This is a genomic window from Streptomyces sp. CoH27 (assembly GCF_020181035.1).
Lineage (GTDB): Bacteria > Actinomycetota > Actinomycetes > Streptomycetales > Streptomycetaceae > Streptomyces > Streptomyces camelliae.
In genome coordinates, this window is sequence record NZ_JAIQYY010000024.1 from 116,983 (window position 1) to 135,567 (window position 18,585).

The 18,585-nt window shown below is 72.6% G+C and carries 17 protein-coding genes and 1 pseudogene; 14 read left to right on the forward strand and 4 right to left on the reverse strand.

Annotated features, from left to right (window positions below; genetic code table 11):
- The first annotated feature begins 9 nt into the window (after positions 1-9).
- Together hemW and LE548_RS34420 are read left to right on the forward strand one after the other, a co-directional pair.
- A complete protein-coding gene (gene hemW / locus LE548_RS34415) occupies positions 10-1,242 on the forward strand; it encodes a radical SAM family heme chaperone HemW (RefSeq protein WP_225100943.1) in 1,233 nt (410 codons plus the stop codon).
- Positions 1,243-1,341: 99 nt separating this feature from the next.
- Complete coding sequence (locus LE548_RS34420; protein WP_225100944.1) at positions 1,342-1,920, forward strand: Uma2 family endonuclease; 579 nt, start codon at positions 1,342-1,344, stop codon at positions 1,918-1,920.
- On the opposite strand, the gene LE548_RS34425 is transcribed toward LE548_RS34420, so the two are convergent.
- Both LE548_RS34425 and LE548_RS34430 read right to left on the reverse strand, forming a co-directional pair.
- Entirely contained in the window at positions 1,898-2,713 is an 816-nt protein-coding gene (locus LE548_RS34425) for a DUF3097 domain-containing protein (protein WP_225100945.1), read from the reverse strand. The two genes, LE548_RS34420 and LE548_RS34425, sit on opposite strands and share 23 nt — an antisense overlap.
- A gap of 34 nt (positions 2,714-2,747) precedes the next feature.
- The gene (locus tag LE548_RS34430; protein ID WP_225100946.1) at positions 2,748-3,470 is read right to left on the reverse strand and encodes an MBL fold metallo-hydrolase; all 723 of its coding nucleotides are present in this window, start codon (positions 3,468-3,470) and stop codon (positions 2,748-2,750) included.
- Between the two features lie 168 nt (positions 3,471-3,638).
- On the opposite strand from LE548_RS34430, the gene hrcA reads away from it, so the two are divergent.
- The 5 genes from hrcA to LE548_RS34455 all read left to right on the forward strand — a co-directional run bounded on the left by hrcA (position 3,639) and on the right by LE548_RS34455 (position 8,372).
- Positions 3,639-4,655 (forward strand): heat-inducible transcriptional repressor HrcA, encoded by a 1,017-nt coding sequence (hrcA, locus tag LE548_RS34435; RefSeq protein WP_225100947.1) that lies wholly within the window; start codon positions 3,639-3,641, stop codon positions 4,653-4,655.
- Positions 4,656-5,792, forward strand: a complete 1,137-nt coding sequence (dnaJ, locus tag LE548_RS34440; protein ID WP_225100948.1) for a molecular chaperone DnaJ — start codon at positions 4,656-4,658, stop codon at positions 5,790-5,792. It abuts the gene before it with no gap.
- Positions 5,793-6,132: 340 nt separating this feature from the next.
- The gene (locus tag LE548_RS34445) at positions 6,133-7,209 is read left to right on the forward strand and encodes a nitronate monooxygenase (protein WP_225100949.1); all 1,077 of its coding nucleotides are present in this window, start codon (positions 6,133-6,135) and stop codon (positions 7,207-7,209) included.
- Complete coding sequence (locus LE548_RS34450; RefSeq protein ID WP_225100950.1) at positions 7,206-7,943, forward strand: 16S rRNA (uracil(1498)-N(3))-methyltransferase; 738 nt, start codon at positions 7,206-7,208, stop codon at positions 7,941-7,943. Before LE548_RS34445 ends, LE548_RS34450 begins: the two co-directional genes overlap by 4 nt.
- A 36-nt stretch (positions 7,944-7,979) precedes the next feature.
- Positions 7,980-8,372, forward strand: a complete 393-nt coding sequence (locus LE548_RS34455) for a VOC family protein (RefSeq protein ID WP_225100951.1) — start codon at positions 7,980-7,982, stop codon at positions 8,370-8,372.
- Here LE548_RS34455 and LE548_RS34460 read toward each other — a convergent pair.
- A complete protein-coding gene (locus LE548_RS34460; RefSeq protein WP_225100952.1) occupies positions 8,314-8,688 on the reverse strand; it encodes a hypothetical protein in 375 nt (124 codons plus the stop codon). The two genes, LE548_RS34455 and LE548_RS34460, sit on opposite strands and share 59 nt — an antisense overlap.
- A gap of 118 nt (positions 8,689-8,806) precedes the next feature.
- Between LE548_RS34460 and LE548_RS34465 the strand changes: the two genes are divergently transcribed.
- Genes LE548_RS34465 through LE548_RS34480 form a run of 4 tightly spaced genes read left to right on the forward strand, consistent with a single transcriptional unit; the run spans position 8,807 to position 14,434 of the window.
- Complete coding sequence (locus LE548_RS34465) at positions 8,807-12,079, forward strand: S41 family peptidase (protein WP_225100953.1); 3,273 nt, start codon at positions 8,807-8,809, stop codon at positions 12,077-12,079.
- A 49-nt stretch (positions 12,080-12,128) separates the two neighbouring features.
- Positions 12,129-12,482 (forward strand): histidine triad nucleotide-binding protein, encoded by a 354-nt coding sequence (locus LE548_RS34470; RefSeq protein WP_225100954.1) that lies wholly within the window; start codon positions 12,129-12,131, stop codon positions 12,480-12,482.
- A gap of 6 nt (positions 12,483-12,488) precedes the next feature.
- Complete coding sequence (locus LE548_RS34475) at positions 12,489-13,394, forward strand: ribonuclease Z (RefSeq protein ID WP_225100955.1); 906 nt, start codon at positions 12,489-12,491, stop codon at positions 13,392-13,394.
- A 35-nt stretch (positions 13,395-13,429) separates the two neighbouring features.
- Positions 13,430-14,434 (forward strand): adenosine deaminase, encoded by a 1,005-nt coding sequence (locus LE548_RS34480; RefSeq protein ID WP_225100956.1) that lies wholly within the window; start codon positions 13,430-13,432, stop codon positions 14,432-14,434.
- Here LE548_RS34480 and LE548_RS34485 read toward each other — a convergent pair.
- Complete coding sequence (locus tag LE548_RS34485; RefSeq protein ID WP_225100957.1) at positions 14,386-15,615, reverse strand: MFS transporter; 1,230 nt, start codon at positions 15,613-15,615, stop codon at positions 14,386-14,388. The two genes, LE548_RS34480 and LE548_RS34485, sit on opposite strands and share 49 nt — an antisense overlap.
- 234 nt (positions 15,616-15,849) lie before the next feature.
- Between LE548_RS34485 and LE548_RS34490 the strand changes: the two are divergent.
- The 3 genes and pseudogenes from LE548_RS34490 to LE548_RS34500 form a co-directional block, all read left to right on the forward strand.
- Positions 15,850-16,649: pseudogene (locus LE548_RS34490) on the forward strand (dihydrodipicolinate synthase family protein).
- A gap of 5 nt (positions 16,650-16,654) precedes the next feature.
- Positions 16,655-17,947 (forward strand): glucarate dehydratase family protein, encoded by a 1,293-nt coding sequence (locus LE548_RS34495; protein WP_225100979.1) that lies wholly within the window; start codon positions 16,655-16,657, stop codon positions 17,945-17,947.
- Between the two features lie 112 nt (positions 17,948-18,059).
- On the forward strand, positions 18,060-18,585 hold a 526-nt coding region (locus tag LE548_RS34500), incomplete at its 3' end, for a PfkB family carbohydrate kinase (RefSeq protein WP_225100958.1).

Below are 18,585 nucleotides of genomic sequence, written 5' to 3' on the forward strand. Positions count from 1 at the left end.
ATGGAGGACATGCCTTCCGCACTCCCCGACGGCGAACCCGTCCCCGCCGACGGCGCGCTCCCCGCGTCCGCGCTCGCCGGGGCCCCGGGCCGCCCGCTCGGCTTCTACCTGCACGTCCCGTACTGCGCGACCCGCTGCGGCTACTGCGACTTCAACACCTACACCGCGACCGAGCTGCGCGGCACGGGCGGGGTACTGGCGTCCCGCGACAACTACGCGGACACCCTGACCGACGAGATCCGCCTCGCCCGGAAGGTGCTCGGCGACGACCCGCGCGAGGTCCGTACGGTCTTCGTCGGGGGCGGTACGCCGACGCTGCTGGCCGCCGACGACCTGGTACGGATGCTGGCCGCGATCCGCGACGAGTTCGGCCTGGCGCCGGACGCGGAGGTGACGACGGAGGCCAACCCGGAATCGGTCGACCCCGCCTACCTGGCGACCCTCCGCGAGGGCGGCTTCAACCGGATCTCCTTCGGCATGCAGAGCGCCAGGCAGCACGTGCTGCGCGTGCTCGACCGTACGCACACTCCGGGCCGCCCCGAGCGTTGCGTGGCGGAGGCGAAGGCCGCGGGCTTCGAGCACGTCAACCTCGACCTGATCTACGGCACGCCGGGGGAGAGCGACGACGACTGGCGGGCCTCCCTGGAGGCGGCGATCGGCGCCGGGCCGGATCACATCAGCGCGTACGCGCTGATCGTCGAGGAGGGCACGCAGCTGGCTCGTCGTATCCGCCGGGGCGAGGTCCCGATGACCGACGACGACGTGCACGCCGACCGCTACCTGATCGCGGAGTCGGTGCTGTCGGAGGCGGGCTTCGACTGGTACGAGGTCTCCAACTGGGCCACCTCGGAGGCGGGCCGCTGCCTGCACAACGAGCTGTACTGGCGGGGCGCCGACTGGTGGGGCGCGGGCCCCGGCGCGCACTCCCACGTGGGCGGGGTGCGCTGGTGGAACGTGAAGCACCCGGGGGCGTACGCGGCGGCCCTCGCCTCCGGCCGCTCGCCGGGCGCCGGGCGGGAGCTGCTGTCCGAGGAGGACCAGCGGGTGGAGCGGATCCTGCTGGAGCTGAGGCTGCGGGAGGGGGTGCCGCTGTCCTTGCTGAAGGAGGAAGGGCTTGCGGCGTCCCGTCGCGCGCTGGCGGACGGGCTGCTCGACGAGGGCCCCTACGGCGAGGGGCGGGCCGTGCTGACGTTGCGGGGGCGGTTGCTGGCGGATGCGGTGGTGCGGGACCTGGTGGACTGATCACTCCCGCGAGTGGATCCCTCCGGAACGCCGGTTCGGTCCCTAACCTGGTTCGTAGGCTGCCGCTAAAAGTACGCGGCGGATGTGGAGGCCACGGAGATGACCGCTGTGGACGAGCGTGGGATTGCCAGGTTCTTCGAGGAGTTCGAGCCTCCCGAGGGCATCAAGGCCGAGCTTCTCCGGGGGGAAATCGTGATGATGGCCACTCCCGATCTGGTGCACAACCGGATCGTGGCGGACTTGGTGGACCAGATCCCGCGCAAGCGCTGGGAACGGCTTCAGGTGACGGATGTGGACATCATCGATGAGACCAGCGAGCCCATTCCGGACTTGGTGGTGGTGGAGCGCGGCGTTGCCCCGGACTCAGGCCGTCTGCTGCCGTCTCAGTTGGTCACGATGGTGGTCGAAGTGGTCTCCAAGACCAGCGTCCAGCGGGACTACGAAATCAAGCGGTCGATCTACGCCGCCGGCGAGGTGCCTGCCTACCTCATCGTGGACCCGATCATGGCGCAGTGCGTTCTGCTGACGAGGCCCGTTGGGAAGGGGGAGAACGCCGACTACCAGAGGCAACAGATCACCAAGTTCGGGGCGCCCCTGCCACTGGAGGATCTTGGACTGGAACTGGACACCATCGAGTTCGGCACGTACAAGAACGTCAGGCCCCACCGCTACCCGTAACAAAGTCGATCAGCTCCTCCACCCTCCCCAGCAACTCCGGCTCCAGGTCCTTGTAAGACCCCACCCGCTTCAGGATCGCCTGCCACACCGCGCCGGTGTTCTCCGACGGCCAGCCCAGCGCACGGCACACTCCCGTCTTCCAGTCCTGGCCGTGCGGGACGCGGGGCCACCCGGCGATCCCCAGGGACGACGGCTTCACCGCCTCCCAGATGTCGATGTACGGGTGGCCGACCACCAGCGCGTGTTCACTCGTCACCGCCTCCGCGATCCGCCACTCTTTCGTGCCCGGCACCAAGTGGTCCACCAGGACACCCAGGCGCGCGTCCGGGCCGGGGCGGAACTCCGCGACGATCGACGGCAGGTCGTCCACGCCCTCCAGGTACTCCACGACCACGCCCTCGATGCGCAGGTCGTCGCCCCAGACCTTCTCGACCAGTTCGGCGTCGTGCCGGCCCTCGACGTAGATACGGCCGGCGCGGGCCACGCGCGCGCGTGCGCCGGGGACGGCGACCGAACCGGAGGCCGTACGGGCGGGTCGCACCGGAGCCGGTGCGGACGGGCGGACCAATGTCACCACCCTGCCCTCCAGCAGGAAGCCGCGTGGCTCCAGCGGGAAGACGCGGTGCTTGCCGAAGCGGTCCTCCAGGGTCACCGTGCCCGCCTCGCAGCGGATCACCGCCCCGCAGAACCCGGTGCCGGGCTCCTCCACCACCAGGCCCGGCTCCGCCGGTACCTCCGGCACGGGCTGCTGCTTCTTCCACGGCGGGGTCAGATCGGCGGAGTACTGGCGCATTCGGATGACCATAGGAGAAGCGGCCCTCCCTCGCTCACGACACGCCGAAACGGGCCGCCAGCTGATCGCGTTGCCGGCGTACGAACGCCGCGTCCACCACCGCTCCGTGACCCGGTACGTACAGAGCGTCCTCACCGCCCAGTGCCAGCAGCCGGTCCAGGGCGTCCGGCCAGCGGGACGGGACCGCGTCCGGACCCGCCTGGGGCTCGCCGGACTCCTCGACCAGGTCGCCGCAGAAGACCACCTCCCGGTCGCCGGGGATCAGGACCGCCAGGTCGTGGGCCGTGTGCCCCGGGCCCACGTTGGCCAGCAGGGCCTGGCGGCCGGTGCCCAGGTCCAGCGTCCACTCGCCCGAGACCTGATGGCCGGGCGGGACCAGCGCGTCCGCCGCCTCGTCGGCCTCCCGCACGTCCAGGCCGTTTCTGATCGCGTCCAGGCGCAGCTCCTCGCGCTCGTAGGTGAACACCGCGTCGACGCCGACCGCCGCGTAGATCTCCGTCCCGGCGAAGGCCGGCGCCCCGAAGACATGATCGAAATGGGGGTGCGTGAGCGCGAGATGTGTCACACGGCCGCCCGCCAGTTCCTCCGCCCACCCCCGCAGCCGGGCGCCTTCGGCCAGACTCGACCCGGCGTCGACCATGAGCGCCGTACTCTCTCCGAGGACCAGCCCCACGGTGCAGTCCCAGCCGGGCAGCCGGCACCGCCCGACCCCGGCGGCCAGCCGCTCCCAGCCCAGCTCTTCCCAAGTCACGGTCATACCGCGACGCTAGCTTCACAAGCCGTGACGACGACGGCGACCTTGCCCAGGGTGTACCCGACAGCCGTACACTGGGGCCGGGAATGCTGGCACTCGCATGGGAAGAGTGCCAGGCGGCCGACCCGACGGACGAGCGGGCGAGGGACGACGTGCTGGAGGTGCGCGCGCATGCTGAGTGAACGCAGGCTTCAGGTGCTGCGCGCCATCGTCCAGGACTACGTCGGGACCGAGGAGCCGGTCGGCTCCAAGGCCCTGACCGAGCGGCACAACCTCGGGGTGTCCCCGGCGACCGTCCGCAACGACATGGCGGCCCTGGAGGACGAGGGGTTCATCGCCCAGCCGCACACCAGCGCCGGGCGTATCCCGACGGACAAGGGCTACCGGCTGTTCGTCGACAAGCTCGCCGGGGTCAAGCCCATGACCGCGCCCGAGCGGCGGGCCATCCAGAACTTCCTGGAGGGCGCCGTCGACCTCGACGACGTGGTGGCCCGTACGGTACGGCTGCTCGCGCAGCTCACCCGGCAGGTCGCCGTCGTGCAGTACCCGTCCCTGACCCGGTCCACCGTCCGGCACGTGGAGCTGCTCGCGCTCGCCCCGGCGCGCGTGATGCTCGTGCTGATCACGGACACCGGCCGGGTCGAGCAGCGGATGGTGGACTGCCCGGCTCCGTTCGGCGAGGCCTCGCTGGCGGATCTGCGGGCCCGGCTGAACAGCAGGGTCGCGGGCCGCCGCTTCACGGACGTGCCGAAGCTGGTCGAGGACCTCCCGGACGCCTTCGAGCCGGAGGACCGCGGTACGGTCTCCACGGTGCTCTCCACTCTGCTGGAGACACTCGTGGAGGAGAACGAGGAGCGGCTGATGATCGGCGGCACCGCCAATCTCACCCGCTTCGGACATGACTTCCCCCTCACGATCCGGCCCGTCCTGGAGGCCCTTGAGGAGCACGTCGTGCTCCTCAAGCTCCTCGGCGAGGCGAAGGATCCGGGCGTGATGGTGCGCATCGGGCACGAGAACGCCCATGAGGGACTCAACTCCACCTCCGTCGTGTCGGTCGGCTACGGTTCGGGCGGCGAGGCGGTTGCCAAGCTCGGCGTGGTCGGACCGACCCGCATGGACTACCCGGGAACGATGGGAGCGGTACGCGCAGTGGCACGGTACGTCGGACAGATCCTGGCGGAGTCGTAAGTGGCCACGGACTACTACGCCGTTCTCGGCGTGCGCCGCGACGCGTCGCAGGATGAGATCAAGAAGGCGTTCCGCCGGCTCGCGCGCGAGCTGCACCCGGACGTCAACCCGGATCCGAAGACCCAGGAGCGGTTCAAGGAGATCAACGCCGCTTACGAGGTGCTGTCGGACCCGCAGAAGAAGCAGGTCTACGACCTCGGCGGCGACCCGCTCTCCGCGGCGGGCGGTGCGGGCGCGGGCGGCTTCGGGGCCGGTGGCTTCGGCAACTTCTCCGACATCATGGACGCGTTCTTCGGTACGGCGTCGCAGCGCGGGCCGCGCTCGCGCACCCGGCGCGGCCAGGACGCGATGATCCGCATCGAGGTCGAGCTGGACGAGGCGGCCTTCGGGACGACCAAGGACATCCAGGTCGACACCGCGGTCGTCTGCAACACCTGCAACGGCGAGGGCGCGGCCCCGGGCACGTCCGCTCAGACGTGTGACATGTGCCGTGGCCGCGGTGAGGTCTCGCAGGTCACCCGGTCCTTCCTGGGCCAGGTCATGACGTCGCGGCCCTGCCCCCAGTGCCAGGGCTTCGGCACGGTCGTGCCGACCCCGTGCCCGGAGTGCGCCGGCGACGGCCGCGTCCGCTCGCGTCGCACGCTGACCGTCAAGATCCCGGCCGGTGTCGACAACGGCACCCGGATCCAGCTCGCCGGCGAGGGCGAGGTCGGGCCGGGCGGCGGTCCCGCCGGTGACCTGTACGTCGAGATCCACGAGCTGCCGCACTCGACCTTCCAGCGGCGCGGCGACGACCTGCACTGCACGGTGACGATCCCGATGACGGCCGCGGCCCTCGGCACCAAGGTGCCGCTGGAGACCCTGGACGGCATGGAGGAGGTCGACATCCGGCCCGGTACCCAGTCCGGCCAGTCGATCCCGCTGCACAACCGGGGCGTCACGCATCTGCGCGGCGGTGGCCGGGGTGACCTGGTCGTCCACGTCGAGGTCCAGACCCCGACCAAGCTGGACCCCGAGCAGGAACGGCTGCTGCGCGAGCTGGCCAAGCTGCGCGGCGAGGAACGGCCACAGGGGCAGTTCCAGCCGGGACAGCAGGGGCTGTTCTCGCGGTTGAAGGATGCGTTCAACGGGCGCTGACGCGTGGCGCTGCGGGGTGGCCGGGGGTCCGGGGGGTGGCCCCCGGGTAGGCACGGTCAGCCGGGACAGCAGGGGTTGTTCAGTCGGCTGAAGGACGCCTTCAACGGGCGCTGACCGCGTGGCGCTGCGGGGTGGCCGGGGGTCCGGGGGTTGGCCCCCGGGCAGGCGCAGTCAGCCGGGACAGCAGGGGTTGTTCAGCCGGCTGAAGGATGCGTTCAACGGGCGCTGAGCCCTTTGGGATCAGGGGCGTACCGGGAGCTTCGGCACCCTGTATGCCCCTGTCCTATGCCATAGGACGCCCGGATTCGGACTTGTTCGAAGGACGTGACAACATGCGGTCATGTCCTCCGCGCTGACCGATCTCTTCCCCCACCCGATCGTGCAGGCCCCCATGGCGGGCGGTGTCTCCGTCCCGCAGCTCGCCGCCGCCGTGTCCGAGGCCGGTGGTCTCGGGTTCCTCGCCGCCGGTTACAAGACCGCCGACGGGATGTACCGGGAGATCAAGCAGCTGAGGGGGCTCACGAGCCGCCCCTTCGGGGTGAACGTGTTCATGCCGCAGCCCGAGTACGCCGAGTCGGGCGCCGTCGAGGTCTACGCCCATCAGCTGGCCGGCGAGGCCGCCTGGTACGAGACCGAGCTGGGCGACCCCGACAGCGGCCGGGACGACGGCTACGACGCCAAGCTCGCCGTACTCCTCGACAACCCGGTGCCGGTGGTCTCCTTCCACTTCGGCGTGCCGGACGGCGACGTCCTCGACCGGCTGCGCCGGGCCGGCACCGTCACCCTGGTCACCGCCACCACCGCCGAGGAGGCCCGCGCGGTCGAGCGGGCCGGGGCCGACGCGGTGATCGCACAGGGCGTGGAGGCCGGCGGTCATCAGGGGACGCACCGGGACCTGCCCGAGAACGACGGCTCGGGCATCGGCCTGCTGTCGCTGGTCGCGCAGATCCGCGAGGCCGTGAGCCTGCCGATCGTCGCCGCCGGCGGCATCATGCGCGGCGGCCAGATCGCCGCCGTCCTCGCGGCGGGCGCGAGCGCGGCCCAGCTGGGCACCGCCTTCCTCGCCACCCCCGAGTCCGGCGCCCACGCCCTGCACAAGCAGGCGCTGACCAACCCCCTGTTCGCGCGCACCGAGTTGACCCGCGCCTTCTCCGGCCGGCCGGCCCGCGGACTGGTCAACCGCTTCCTGCGCGAGCACGGCCCGTACGCCCCCGCCGCCTACCCGGAGATCCACCACCTCACCTCGCCGCTGCGCAAGGCCGCCGCCAAGGCCGGGGACGCGCAGGGCATGGCGCTGTGGGCGGGCCAGGGCCACCGGCTGGCCCGGGAGCTGCCGGCCGGGGAGCTGGTGGAGGTGCTGGCGGCCGAACTCGCCGCCGCCCGGACAGCGTTGTCGGCCGGGGGTGACGCGCGATGACCGCACCCGTCTTCGTCGTCGACCAACTCGACCGTGTGGGGCCGGAGTTCGTGCTGGAGGGCCCCGAGGGTCGGCATGCCGTCTCCGTGAAGCGGCTGCGGCCGGGCGAGGACGTCGTCCTCACCGACGGGCAGGGCCGCTGGGCCGAGGGTGTCGTCAAGGCGGCCGAGGGCAAGGACCGGCTCGTCGTGACCGTCGAGTCCGTCCACGAGGAGCCGCCGGCCGCCCCGCGCATCACCGTCGTCCAGGCCCTGCCCAAGGGCGACCGGGGCGAGGTGGCCGTGGAGACGATGACCGAGGTCGGCGTCGACGCGATCGTGCCCTGGCAGGCGTCGCGCTGCATCACCCAGTGGAAGGGCGAGCGCGGACTGAAGGCGCTCGGCAAGTGGCGGGCCACCGCCCGCGAGGCCGGCAAGCAGTCCCGCCGGGTCCGCTTCCCCGAGGTCGCGGACGCGGCGACGACCAAGCAGATCGGGGCACTGCTCGCCACGGCCGACTTCGCCGCCGTCCTCCACGAGAGCGGCGAGGAGCGCCTGGCCACCGCCGAACTCCCCACGGACGGCGAGATCGTGCTGGTCGTCGGCCCCGAAGGGGGCGTCTCTCCCGAGGAGCTGGCCCTGTTCGCCGAGGCGGGTGCGCGGCCGTACGTCCTCGGGCCCACCGTGTTGCGCACCTCCACCGCCGGCACCGCCGCCGCGGCCCTGCTGCTGGGCCGTACCGGCCGCTGGTCCTGACACACAGCTGGTCCTGACACACATCTGGGGGACACCGTGGAACTCGCCCAAGTCCGGCTCCTGGTCACCGACTTCGCCGCGTGCTACCGCTTCTACGCCGACGTCCTCGGCCTGAAGCCGCAGTCCGGCGCGACCGAGGGGCCGTACGAGAAGTTCAGCCCGCACACCGGCTCCGCCGGGATCGCCCTCCAGGACCGGGCGATGATGGCCGAGATCCTGGACGAGCTGGGCGAGACCGCCACCGGGCACCGCTCCCTGGTGGTGCTGCGCGTGGACGACCTCGACGCCTACTGCGCCGAGATCACCTCCCGCGGCGCCGCCCTGCTGCACGGCCCGGCCCCGATGACCGACCGCATGCGCGTGGCCCACCTCAAGGACCCGGAGGGGAACCTGGTGGAGCTTCAGCAGTGGCTGCTGCTGCGCGGCTGAGGGCGACGCCGGGCAGCAGGGCCCGGCCGTCCACGTCGCCGGGTGCCGGCCGCAGCCGCCGTACCGCGTCCGCGAACGCCCGTACGACGCCTGGCTCGTGCAGATTGACGGCGTTCCCGCGGTGGTCGGCGACGAGGCCGGAGTGCCCGTAGGCACCGCCGGTGCCCGGGAACACGATCCGGATCGGGGTCCCGTCCCGGTACAGCGTCAGCACCTCCTGGCAGGGGCCGCCGTTCCGGTGCCGGTGCCGGACCGTCCACCGGTACTCGGTCCCGTCCGCCAGCACGAGCCGCCTGAACCTGCGTTCGCTGCGCATCCGCCCAGCGTAGGCGCTTCACCGGGGACGCCGCTTCGGGAACACGGGCCGCGGGCAGCCGAGGGCAAGTGATCGAAACGGGGGGCGCGTAACCGCCGTCGCTGCGTACAGTGACGGGGTGACTCAGGGTGCTTCGACGGGCTATCTCCGATTCCCCCATCTGCACGGCGACTTGGTGGCTTTCGTCGCCGAGGACGACGTATGGCTCGCGCCCCTCGACGGTGGCCGGGCCTGGCGGGTCAGCGCCGACAACCGGCCCGTGACCCAGCCCCGGATATCCCCGGACGGGCGGTTCCTCGCCTGGACCTCCGGCCGGGACGGTGCGCCCGAGGTGCATGTCGCCCCCGTCGACGGCGGCCCCGCCGAGCGGCTGACGTACTGGGGCAACCGCCGTACGGAGGTGCGCGGCTGGACGCCCGACGGGCGGGTGCTCGCGCTCGGCGCGCAGGGCCGGCCCAGCTTCCGGCAGACCTGGGCGTACGCCGTCCCGCTGGACGGCGGCCCCGCCGAGACCCTGCCGTACGGCCCGGTCGGCGATGTGGCGCTCGGGCCGGCCACCGTGCTGCTGTCCGCGCCGATGGGCCGCGAGGCCGCCTACTGGAAGCGCTACCGGGGCGGTACGGCGGGCAAGCTGTGGATCGACAGGGAGGGGAGCGGGGAGTTCGTACGGCTGCACGAGGACGTCGACGGGAACATCGAGTGCCCGGTCTGGGCGGGCGACCGCATCGCCTTCCTCTCCGACCACGAGGGCACCGGCGCCCTCTACTCCTCCCTCGCCGACGGCTCCGACCTGCGCCGCCACACAGCGCTTGGGGGCACCTCCCGCGATGGGGGTCCCTCCCGCGCGAGCGAAGCCGAGCGTGGGGGAGAAGCCGAGCGTGGGGGAGGCTTCTACGCCCGGCACGCGGCCGGTGACGGCACCCGGGTCGTCTACAGCGCGGCCGGTGAACTGTGGCTCCTGGACGATCTGGACGGCGCCGAGCCGCGCCGGCTGGACGTGCGCCTCGGCGGGCCCCGCGTCGATCTGCGCCCCCGCCCGGTGAACGCCGCCCGCTGGTTCGGCGCGGCCGCCCCCGACCACACCGCGCGCGGCAGCGCCGTCTGCGTGCGCGGCGGGATCCACTGGGTCACCCACCGCTACGGCCCCGCCCGCGCCCTCGCCGCCACCCCCGGCGTCCGCGCCCGGATGCCGCGTGCCTTCCGCGCCGATGGCGAGGAGTGGGTGGTGTGGGTGACGGACGCCGAGGGCGACGACGCCCTGGAGTTCGCCCCCGCCACCGGCAACGTTCCCGGCGCCACGCCGCGCCGGCTCGCCGCCGGACAGCTCGGCCGGGTCCTGGAGCTCGCCATGGCCCCCGACGGCAGCCGGGCCGCCGTGGCCGCGCACGACGGGCGGCTGCTGCTCGTCGAGCGGGAGACCGGCGAGGTCCGTGAGGTCGACCGCAGCGACGACGGTGAGGTCTCCGGGCTCGCCTTCTCCCCCGACTCCGCCTGGCTCGCCTGGGCCCACCCCGGCCCCCGCCCGCTCTCCCAGCTGCGCCTCGCCCACACCACCGACCTGTCCGTCACCGAGGCGACCCCGCTGCGCTTCATGGACTACGCCCCCGCCTTCACCCTCGACGGCAAGCATCTGGCGTTCCTGTCCAACCGCGCCTTCGACCCGGTCTACGACGAGCACGTCTTCGACCTCGCCTTCGTGGTCGGCGCCCGCCCGCACCTGATCACGCTGGCCGCCACCACCCCCTCGCCCTTCGGCCCGCAGCGCCACGGCCGCCCCTTCGAGACGCCGGACAAGGACGAGACCCCCGACAGCGAGGGCACTCCCGCCACCCGCATCGACCTCGAAGGCCTCGCCGACCGCATCGTCCCGTTCCCGGTGGAAGCCGGCCGCTACTCCACCCTCCGCGCCGCCAAGGACGGCGTCCTCTGGCTGCGCCACCCCGTGGAGGGCGTTCTCGGCGCCACCCGCGCCCGCCCCGAGGACCCCGACCCGCACACCGAGCTGGAGCGCTACGACCTCGCCCAGCGGCGCCTGGAACACCTCGCCTCCGACGTCGACCACATCGAGGTCAGCGGCGACGGCAAACGCGTCCTGCTGTGGAGCGACGGCCGGCTCCGGGTCGCCCCCAGCGACCGCCGTACCGGCAGCGACGACGACGGCGACACCAGCGTCACCGTCGACCTCGCCCGCATCCGCCAGACCCTCGACCCGGCCGCCGAGTGGCGTCAGATGTACGACGAGACCGGCCGCCTCATGCGCGACCACTTCTGGCGTCCCGACCTCGGCGGCGCCGACTGGACGGGCGTCCTGGACCGCTACCGCCCCCTCGTCGCCCGACTGGCCACCCACAGCGACCTCACCGACCTCCTGTGGGAGGTACAGGGCGAACTGGGCACCTCGCACGCCTACGTCATCCCCGCCGGCGGCCGGGGCGGCGGCGCCCGGCACGGGCTGCTCGGCGCCGACATCTCCCGTCACGCGGACGGCAGTTGGCGTGTCGACCGCATCCTGCCGTCGGAGACCTCCGACCCCGACGCCCGCTCCCCGCTCGCCGCTCCCGGCGTCGCGGTCCGCCCCGGCGACGCGATCATCGCCGTGGCCGGGCACCAGGTCGACCCGGTGACGGGCCCGGGTCCGCTGCTCGTCGGCACGGCGGGCCACCCGGTGGAACTGACCGTCTCCCCGGCGGGCGGCGGCGAACCCCGTCACACCGTGGTCGTCCCCATCGCCGACGAGGAACCCCTGCGCTACCACGACTGGGTCGCCGGCCGCCGCGCCCACGTCCACACGGCCTCCGGCGGCCGCCTCGGCTACCTCCACGTCCCCGACATGCAGGCCCCCGGCTGGGCCCAGATCCACCGCGACCTGCGCGTCGAGGTCGCCCGCGAGGGCCTGGTGGTCGACGTCCGCGAGAACCGCGGCGGCCACACCTCCCAGCTCGTGGTCGAGAAGCTGGCCCGCCGCGTGGTCGGCTGGGACGTCCCGCGCGGCATGCGTCCCACCAGCTACCCCCTCGACGCCCCGCGCGGCCCGGTCGTCGCCGTCGCCAACGAGTTCTCCGGCTCCGACGGCGACATCGTCAACGCGGCGATCAAGGCCCTCGGCATCGGCCCGGTCGTCGGCACCCGCACCTGGGGCGGAGTGATCGGCATCGACAGCCGCTACCGCCTGGTCGACGGCACCCTGGTCACCCAGCCGAAGTACGCGATGTGGCTGGAGGGTTACGGGTGGGACGTGGAGAACCGCGGGGTGGAGCCGGATGTGGAGGTCGTACAGCGGCCGCAGGACTGGGTGGCGGGGAGGGACGTCCAGCTGGACGAGGCGATCAGGCTCGCGCTGGCGGCACTTCAGGAGCGGCCCGCGAAAACTCCGCCGGGAATGCCCACCTGATACGACTACGATGCACCGGTACTGATCACAGGTGTGAGGAGGCACAGGCATGGCAGGTGAACCGCAGGACGACTGCCTGTTCTGCAGGATCGTCGCGGGGCACATCCCGGCGACGATCGTCCGCGAGACGGAGACAACCGTCGCCTTCCGCGACATAAACCCCCAGGCCCCCACTCACGTCCTCGTGATCCCCAAGGCCCACTACAAGAACGCGGCCGCCCTCGCCGCCGAAGCACCGCAGCTGGCGGCGGACGTCCTGCGCGAGACCCAGGCCGTGGCGGACGAGGACAAGCTCGACAGCTACCGCATCGTCTTCAACACGGGCTCCGGCGCCGGTCAGACCGTGTGGCACGCCCACGCGCACGTCCTCGGCGGCCGTGGCCTGGAATGGCCCCCCGGGTAAACCATCGTGTCCGTACGTGAATTGGTGGTCCTCGGCACCGCCAGCCAGGTCCCCACCCGGCACCGCAACCACAACGGCTACCTGCTGCGGTGGGACGGCGAAGGCATCCTCTTCGACCCCGGCGAGGGCACACAGCGCCAGATGGTGCGCGCCGGGGTCGCCGCGCACGACCTGAACCGGATCTGCGTCACGCACTTCCACGGCGACCACTCCCTCGGTCTCGCCGGCGTCATCCAGCGGATCAACCTCGACCAGGTGCCGCACGAGATCACCGCGCACTACCCGCGCTCCGGCCGGCGCTTCTTCGACCGCCTGCGGTACGCGACGGCCTACCGGGAGACGGTCGGCATCACCGAGGCGCCGGTCGCCGCCGACGGCATCCTCGCGGTGACCTCGGCGTACACCCTGGAGGCGCGCAGGCTCTCGCACCCGGTCGAGTCCTACGGCTACCGGCTCATCGAGCCCGACGGCCGCCGCATGCTGCCCGACCGGCTCGCCGCGCACGGCATCAAGGGGCCGGACGTCGGCGTGCTCCAGCGCGACGGGCGGCTCGGGGACGTGACGCTGGAGGACGTCAGCGAGGTACGGCGCGGGCAGCGGTTCGCGTTCGTCATGGACACCCGGCTCTGCGACGGCGTGCACGCGCTCGCGGAGGGCTGCGACCTGCTGGTGATCGAGTCCACGTTCCTCGACGAGGACACGGAACTCGCCATCGAGCACGGTCATCTGACGGCGGGTCAGGCCGCCGCCGTGGCCCGGGACGCGGGCGTGCGGCACCTGGTCCTCACCCACTTCAGCCAGCGCTACTCCGAGCCGGAGGAGTTCGAGCGGCAGGCGCGGGCGGCCGGTTTCGAGGGTGAGCTGACCGTGGCGCACGATCTGCTGCGGGTGCCGGTGCCGAAACGGCGATAAAGCAATCGGCGGCAAAACGCCCGTACGATACGTCGATGCCCCTCCCGAAAGCAGAACTGCACCTCCATATCGAAGGCACCCTGGAGCCGGAGCTGGCGTTCGAGCTGGCCGCCCGCAACGGTGTGACCCTCCCGTACGCGACCACGGACGAGCTCCGCAAGGCGTACGACTTCGAGGATCTCCAGTCCTTCCTGAACCTGTACTACGAGCTCATGGCCGTCCTGCGCACCGAGCAGGACTTCGCCGACCTGGCGAACGCCTACCTCGCGCGGGCCGCCGCGCAGGGTGTCCGGCACGCGGAGATCTTCTTCGACCCGCAGGCCCACCTGTCCCGGGGCGTGTCCATGGGCACGGTCGTGGAGGGGCTGTGGCGGGCGCTGGGCAGCAGCGAGCGGAACCACGGCATCTCGACCAGGCTGATCCTCTGCTTCCTGCGCGACGAGTCCGCCGAGTCGGCCCTGGAGACGCTCGAAGCCGCGGGGCCGTACCTCGACCGGATCACCGGAGTCGGACTCGACTCCGCCGAGGTCGGGCATCCGCCGGTGAAGTTCCGGGAGGTGTACGAGGCGGCCGCCGCGCTCGGGCTGCGCCGGGTCGCGCACGCCGGTGAGGAGGGGCCGCCGGCGTACATCACCGAGGCGCTGGACGTGCTCGGCGTCGAGCGCGTCGACCACGGGCTGCGCTGCATGGAGGACCCGGCGCTGGTCGAGCGGCTGGTCCGGGAGCGGATCCCGCTGACGCTGTGCCCGCTGTCCAACGTCCGGCTGCGGACCGTCGACACCCTCGCCGACCACCCGCTGCCCGCCATGCTCGACGCCGGCCTGCTGTGCACGGTCAACTCCGACGACCCGGCCTACTTCGGCGGGTACGCGGGCGACAACTTCACGGCCGTCCAGCAGACCTTGGGCCTGCCCGAGGACCGCCTGCGCGAGCTGGCCCGCAACTCCTTCCTCGCCTCCTTCCTGGAGGACGACGAGGAGCGGCGGGCCCGTTACCTCGCCGAGGTCGAGGCGTACGAGTTCGGCGACGCGGTGTCGTAGGCCTCCTGTGCGGGCACGGGCGCCTCCACCGGGAGTTCCACGACCGGCAGGGGGCGCCTTGCCGTACGCAGCGCCACCGCCGTCATCGGTACGGCGATCAGCAGCAGCCCGGCGGCCAGCAGCTCGCCCATCACCGGGAAGCCCATCCCCGACGCCAGCACGCTCCCGGTCAGCGGGCCCGCCGCCGTGCCCAGCGAGGACGCCGAGCCGACCAGGACCGCCCAGCGGCCGCGCGGGTCGAGGGAGGCGGCGAGGCCGAGGACGTACGACAGCACGACCGGGTAGAGGATGTTCCAGGAGATCTCCCCGGTCGCGAAGGACGACAGGTCCCGCGCCGACGCGCTCAGCGCGATGCAGCCCGCGATCAGGGCCGTACCGGCGCCGATGGGCAGCGCCCGGCCCAGCCGGGAGCCGAGCACACCCGCGCCCAGCACCCCGAGCAGCCCGGCGCCGAGCGCGACCGCGAACACCGCGCCGACGGTGACCTCGGTGAGACGGGCCTGGGCCAGACCGATGCGGCCGCTGACGCCCCACAGGGAGTTCTGGGCGAGGGACCAGCAGGTCATGGTGGCGGCCAGCAGGAGGCCGGCGCGGAGATGGGGGAGCCGGCCGTACGCGACGGACGAGGACGTGCGGGCCGGTGCCGCGGGACCGGACAGCCGGCCGGTGAGCGGCCAGACGGCGAGCGCGGTGAGGGCGATCGCGGCCAGGGGCAGGCCGTGGCCGGGGCCGAGGTGGGGGATCGTCAGATACAGGGCGCCGGCGAGTGCCGAGACACCGAGCAGGCCGGCCGTGGTGACCCGGTGCGGGTCCTTCTGGGCGGCGATGCCGCTCGCCGCGACCGCCGTGATCGTGCCCGAGCCGAAGCCGCCGGCCACCGCGCCCGCGACGACGGCCGGGACGACGCCGGTGAGGGCGGCGCCGCCGTAGCCGAGGAAGGCGAGGGCGAGGCCCGCACGGGCGAGGGTGCGGGCGCCGATCCGGTCCACCCGGGACGCCAGCAGGAAGCCCGCCGTCGCCGAACTCAGCAGCAGGGCACTGCCGATGGCCCCGGCCTGGGTGGCGGTGAGCGGAAGCCCGCTGCTGAGCCGGCCGACGGTGGTCGGCAGCAGATACGGGGAGAGGTACCCGACCGTGAACAGGGTGACGAGGGGCCAGGGCAGGGTGCGGGGGGCGGGCACGGGCGTTCCAGGCAGGAGAAGAGGGGGAGGCGAGGCAAGTTGTATCAAGCGCGCGGGGCGCGAAGAAGCCAGGGTTGGGTGATCCGAGTCACTTTCTGGTTTGCCGGGTGTCGACGGGGGTAGCAACTTTCTCCAGCAGCTGTTCTCATATATGGACGGCATTCAGAAGGGGAGATAATCGGCGTGGATGGCGATCCGAGTCCGCAGCACGTGGCACGGCGGCTGCGGGAGGGTATGGCGCAGGGTGTGCTGTCCTTCCCGCTCACCGCCTTCCACGACGACGGCTCCCTCGACCCCGACGGCTTCCGCGCCCATGTCGCCGGCCGGCTCGCCACCGCCCCCGGCGCCGCCACGCGGCGGAGCCGCAGGATCGACGCAGCCCGGCCTGCGGCGCCGGGGAGTTCTTCTCGCTGGACGAGGACGAGGACGAGGACCGGACGGTCGTCGCGATCACCGTCGAGGAGGCGGCTGGGAGGGTGCCCGTCGACGCCCCTCCCGACAGCAGAACTGCACCTCCACATCGAAGGCACCCTGGAGCCGGCACCGACGCCCCGCTCGTCCTGCCCCACTACCTCGTGGCCGCCCCGCAGGACGGCCTCACCGCCCAGCCGGAACAGCTCGCCGCCCGCACCCGGCTGCCGCTCGTGGCCTGCCGGCGCGGCCAGGTCGTCCACGGGGTGGAGACGCTGCGGTGCATCGCGCGCATCCCGAACGTCATCGGCGTCAAGGACGGGCACGGCGACCTCGATCGGCTCCAGCGCCTCACCCTCGCCGTCGGCGCCTTCTTCACCGCGCTCCGGGACGGGGACCAGGGGATGGTGGAGAAACCGCTGCGGGAGTTCTACGTCCCCTTCGTCGAACTGCGCGACCGCGCACCCGGATACGCCGTGTCCCTCGTGAAGGCGGCCGCCCGGCTGCGCGGACAGCGCGTCGGACCCGTCCGCGCCCCGCTCACCGACCACGCGCCCGCCGACCTCGCCGGCCTCCAGGCCCTGCTCACCGCCGGACTCGACCTCGTAGGAGCATCCCTGTGACGACCGTGACGACCCGTGACCTGACCATCGCCGAGGTACGCCTGACGCCGATCCTGGTGGCCGACGCGCCGCTGCTCAACACCCAGGGCGTGCACCAGCCGTACACGCCCCGGCTCATCGTGGAGATCGTCACCGCCGACGGGGTCACCGGGCTCGGCGAGACCTACGGCGACACCAAGTACCTGGAGCTGGCCCGCCCGCTGGCCGAGCGGCTCACCGGCCGCTCGGTCATGGATGTGAACGGGCTCTTCGCGCTCGACCTCGGTGTGGACGCGTCCCGGGTCGAGGGACAGGTGGACGCCGGCGGGCTGCGCGGGGTGCAGAGCGCCGACAAGCTCCGGCTGTCCGTGCTCTCCGCCTTCGAGGTCGCCTGCCTCGACGCTCAGGGCAAGGCGCTCGGGCTGCCCGTGCACGCGCTGCTCGGCGGCAAGCTGCGCGACTCCGTCGAGTACAGCGCCTACCTGTTCTACAAGTGGGCCGGACACCCGGCGGGCGTCACCGCCGAACCCGACGACTGGGGCGCCGCCCTCGACCCGGCCGGGGTCGTGGCCCAGGCGCGCACGTTCAAGGAGCGCTACGGCTTCACCTCCTTCAAGCTCAAGGGCGGTGTCTTCCCGCCCGACGAGGAGATCGCGGCCGTACACGCCCTCGCCGAGGCCTTCCCCGGCCACCCGCTGCGCCTCGACCCCAACGGCGCCTGGTCCGTCGAGACCTCGCTGAAGGTGGCCGGGGAACTCGGCGACGTCCTCGAATACCTGGAGGACCCGACGCTGGGCACCCCGGCGATGGCCGAGGTGTCCGCGGGCACCGACGTCCCGCTCGCCACCAACATGTGCGTGACCACCTTCGGCGAGATCAAGGAGGCGTTCACCCGCGATGCCGTCCAGGTGGTTCTCTCCGACCACCACTACTGGGGCGGTCTGCGCAACACCCAGAGACTCGCCGCGATCTGCGCGGCCTTCGGCGTCGGGGTGTCCATGCACTCCAACACCCACCTCGGGATCAGCCTCGCCGCGATGACCCAGGTCGCCGCGACCGTCCCCGGCCTCCACCACGCCTGTGACTCCCACTACCCGTGGCAGTCCGAGGACGTCCTCACCGAGCGGCTCGCCTTCGACGGCGGCCGGGTCGCGGTGACCGACGCACCCGGCCTCGGCGTCGTGCTCGACCGGGACGAACTGGCCCGGCTGCACCGCCGGTGGGCCGAGGACGACGGCGCGCTGCGCGACCGGGACGACGCGGCGGCGATGCTGATGGGCGAACCGGAGTGGCGCCGGCCGGCGATGCCGCGCTGGTGAGACCTGGCTGGTGAGACCTGTACGAGTGGCGGTCGATACGGTCGTAACCGGCGATTCCCGTGCGTGACCTGGTGCACACTGGCCAGATCCGCACCACGTCAGGGAGCGCACCGTGACCGCCTCGCACGCCCTCACCGGAGAGGAACCGGAACACCTCACCAAGGCAGCGCGCTGCCAGACCCGGGTCGACCCGCTCGCCGGGCTGCGCACACCCGGCGACCCGCCCTGGGACGTCTACCTCACGGGCACGGTCTTCCTCGACATCATCTTCACCGGCCTGGACTCGGCGCCCGTGCGCGGCACCGAGTCCTGGGCCCGGGGCATGGGCTCCAGCCCCGGCGGGGTCGCCAACATGGCCACCGCGCTGGCCCGGCTCGGCCTGCGGACCTCCCTCGCGGCCGCCTTCGGCGACGACCACTACGGCGAGTACTGCTGGGACGCCCTCGCCCAGGGCGAGGGCATCGACCTGTCGGCCTCGCGGACCGTGCCCGGCTGGCACTCGCCGGTGACCGTGTCCATGGCGTACGAGGGCGAGCGGACGATGGTCTCCCACGGGCACGAGCCGCCGCCGGAAGCCGCGCTGCTCCAGGAAGGCGCGCCGGACCACCCGCCCCGCGCGCGTGCCGCCGTCGCCTCGC

Bases quoted from the DNA above. Each gene is read 5' to 3' on its own strand.
- LE548_RS34480 (WP_225100956.1), top strand. From the start codon at position 13,430: ATGCCCCTCCCGAAAGCAGAACTGCACCTCCATATCGAAGGCACCCTG.
- LE548_RS34430 (WP_225100946.1), bottom strand. From the start codon at position 3,470: ATGACCGTGACTTGGGAAGAGCTGGGCTGGGAGCGGCTGGCCGCCGGG.
- LE548_RS34460 (WP_225100952.1), bottom strand. From the start codon at position 8,688: ATGCGCAGCGAACGCAGGTTCAGGCGGCTCGTGCTGGCGGACGGGACC.
- LE548_RS34420 (WP_225100944.1), top strand. From the start codon at position 1,342: ATGACCGCTGTGGACGAGCGTGGGATTGCCAGGTTCTTCGAGGAGTTC.
- hrcA (WP_225100947.1), top strand. From the start codon at position 3,639: ATGCTGAGTGAACGCAGGCTTCAGGTGCTGCGCGCCATCGTCCAGGAC.
- LE548_RS34445 (WP_225100949.1), top strand. From the start codon at position 6,133: ATGTCCTCCGCGCTGACCGATCTCTTCCCCCACCCGATCGTGCAGGCC.
- hemW (WP_225100943.1), top strand. From the start codon at position 10: ATGCCTTCCGCACTCCCCGACGGCGAACCCGTCCCCGCCGACGGCGCG.
- LE548_RS34450 (WP_225100950.1), top strand. From the start codon at position 7,206: ATGACCGCACCCGTCTTCGTCGTCGACCAACTCGACCGTGTGGGGCCG.
- LE548_RS34470 (WP_225100954.1), top strand. From the start codon at position 12,129: ATGGCAGGTGAACCGCAGGACGACTGCCTGTTCTGCAGGATCGTCGCG.
- LE548_RS34425 (WP_225100945.1), bottom strand. From the start codon at position 2,713: ATGCGCCAGTACTCCGCCGATCTGACCCCGCCGTGGAAGAAGCAGCAG.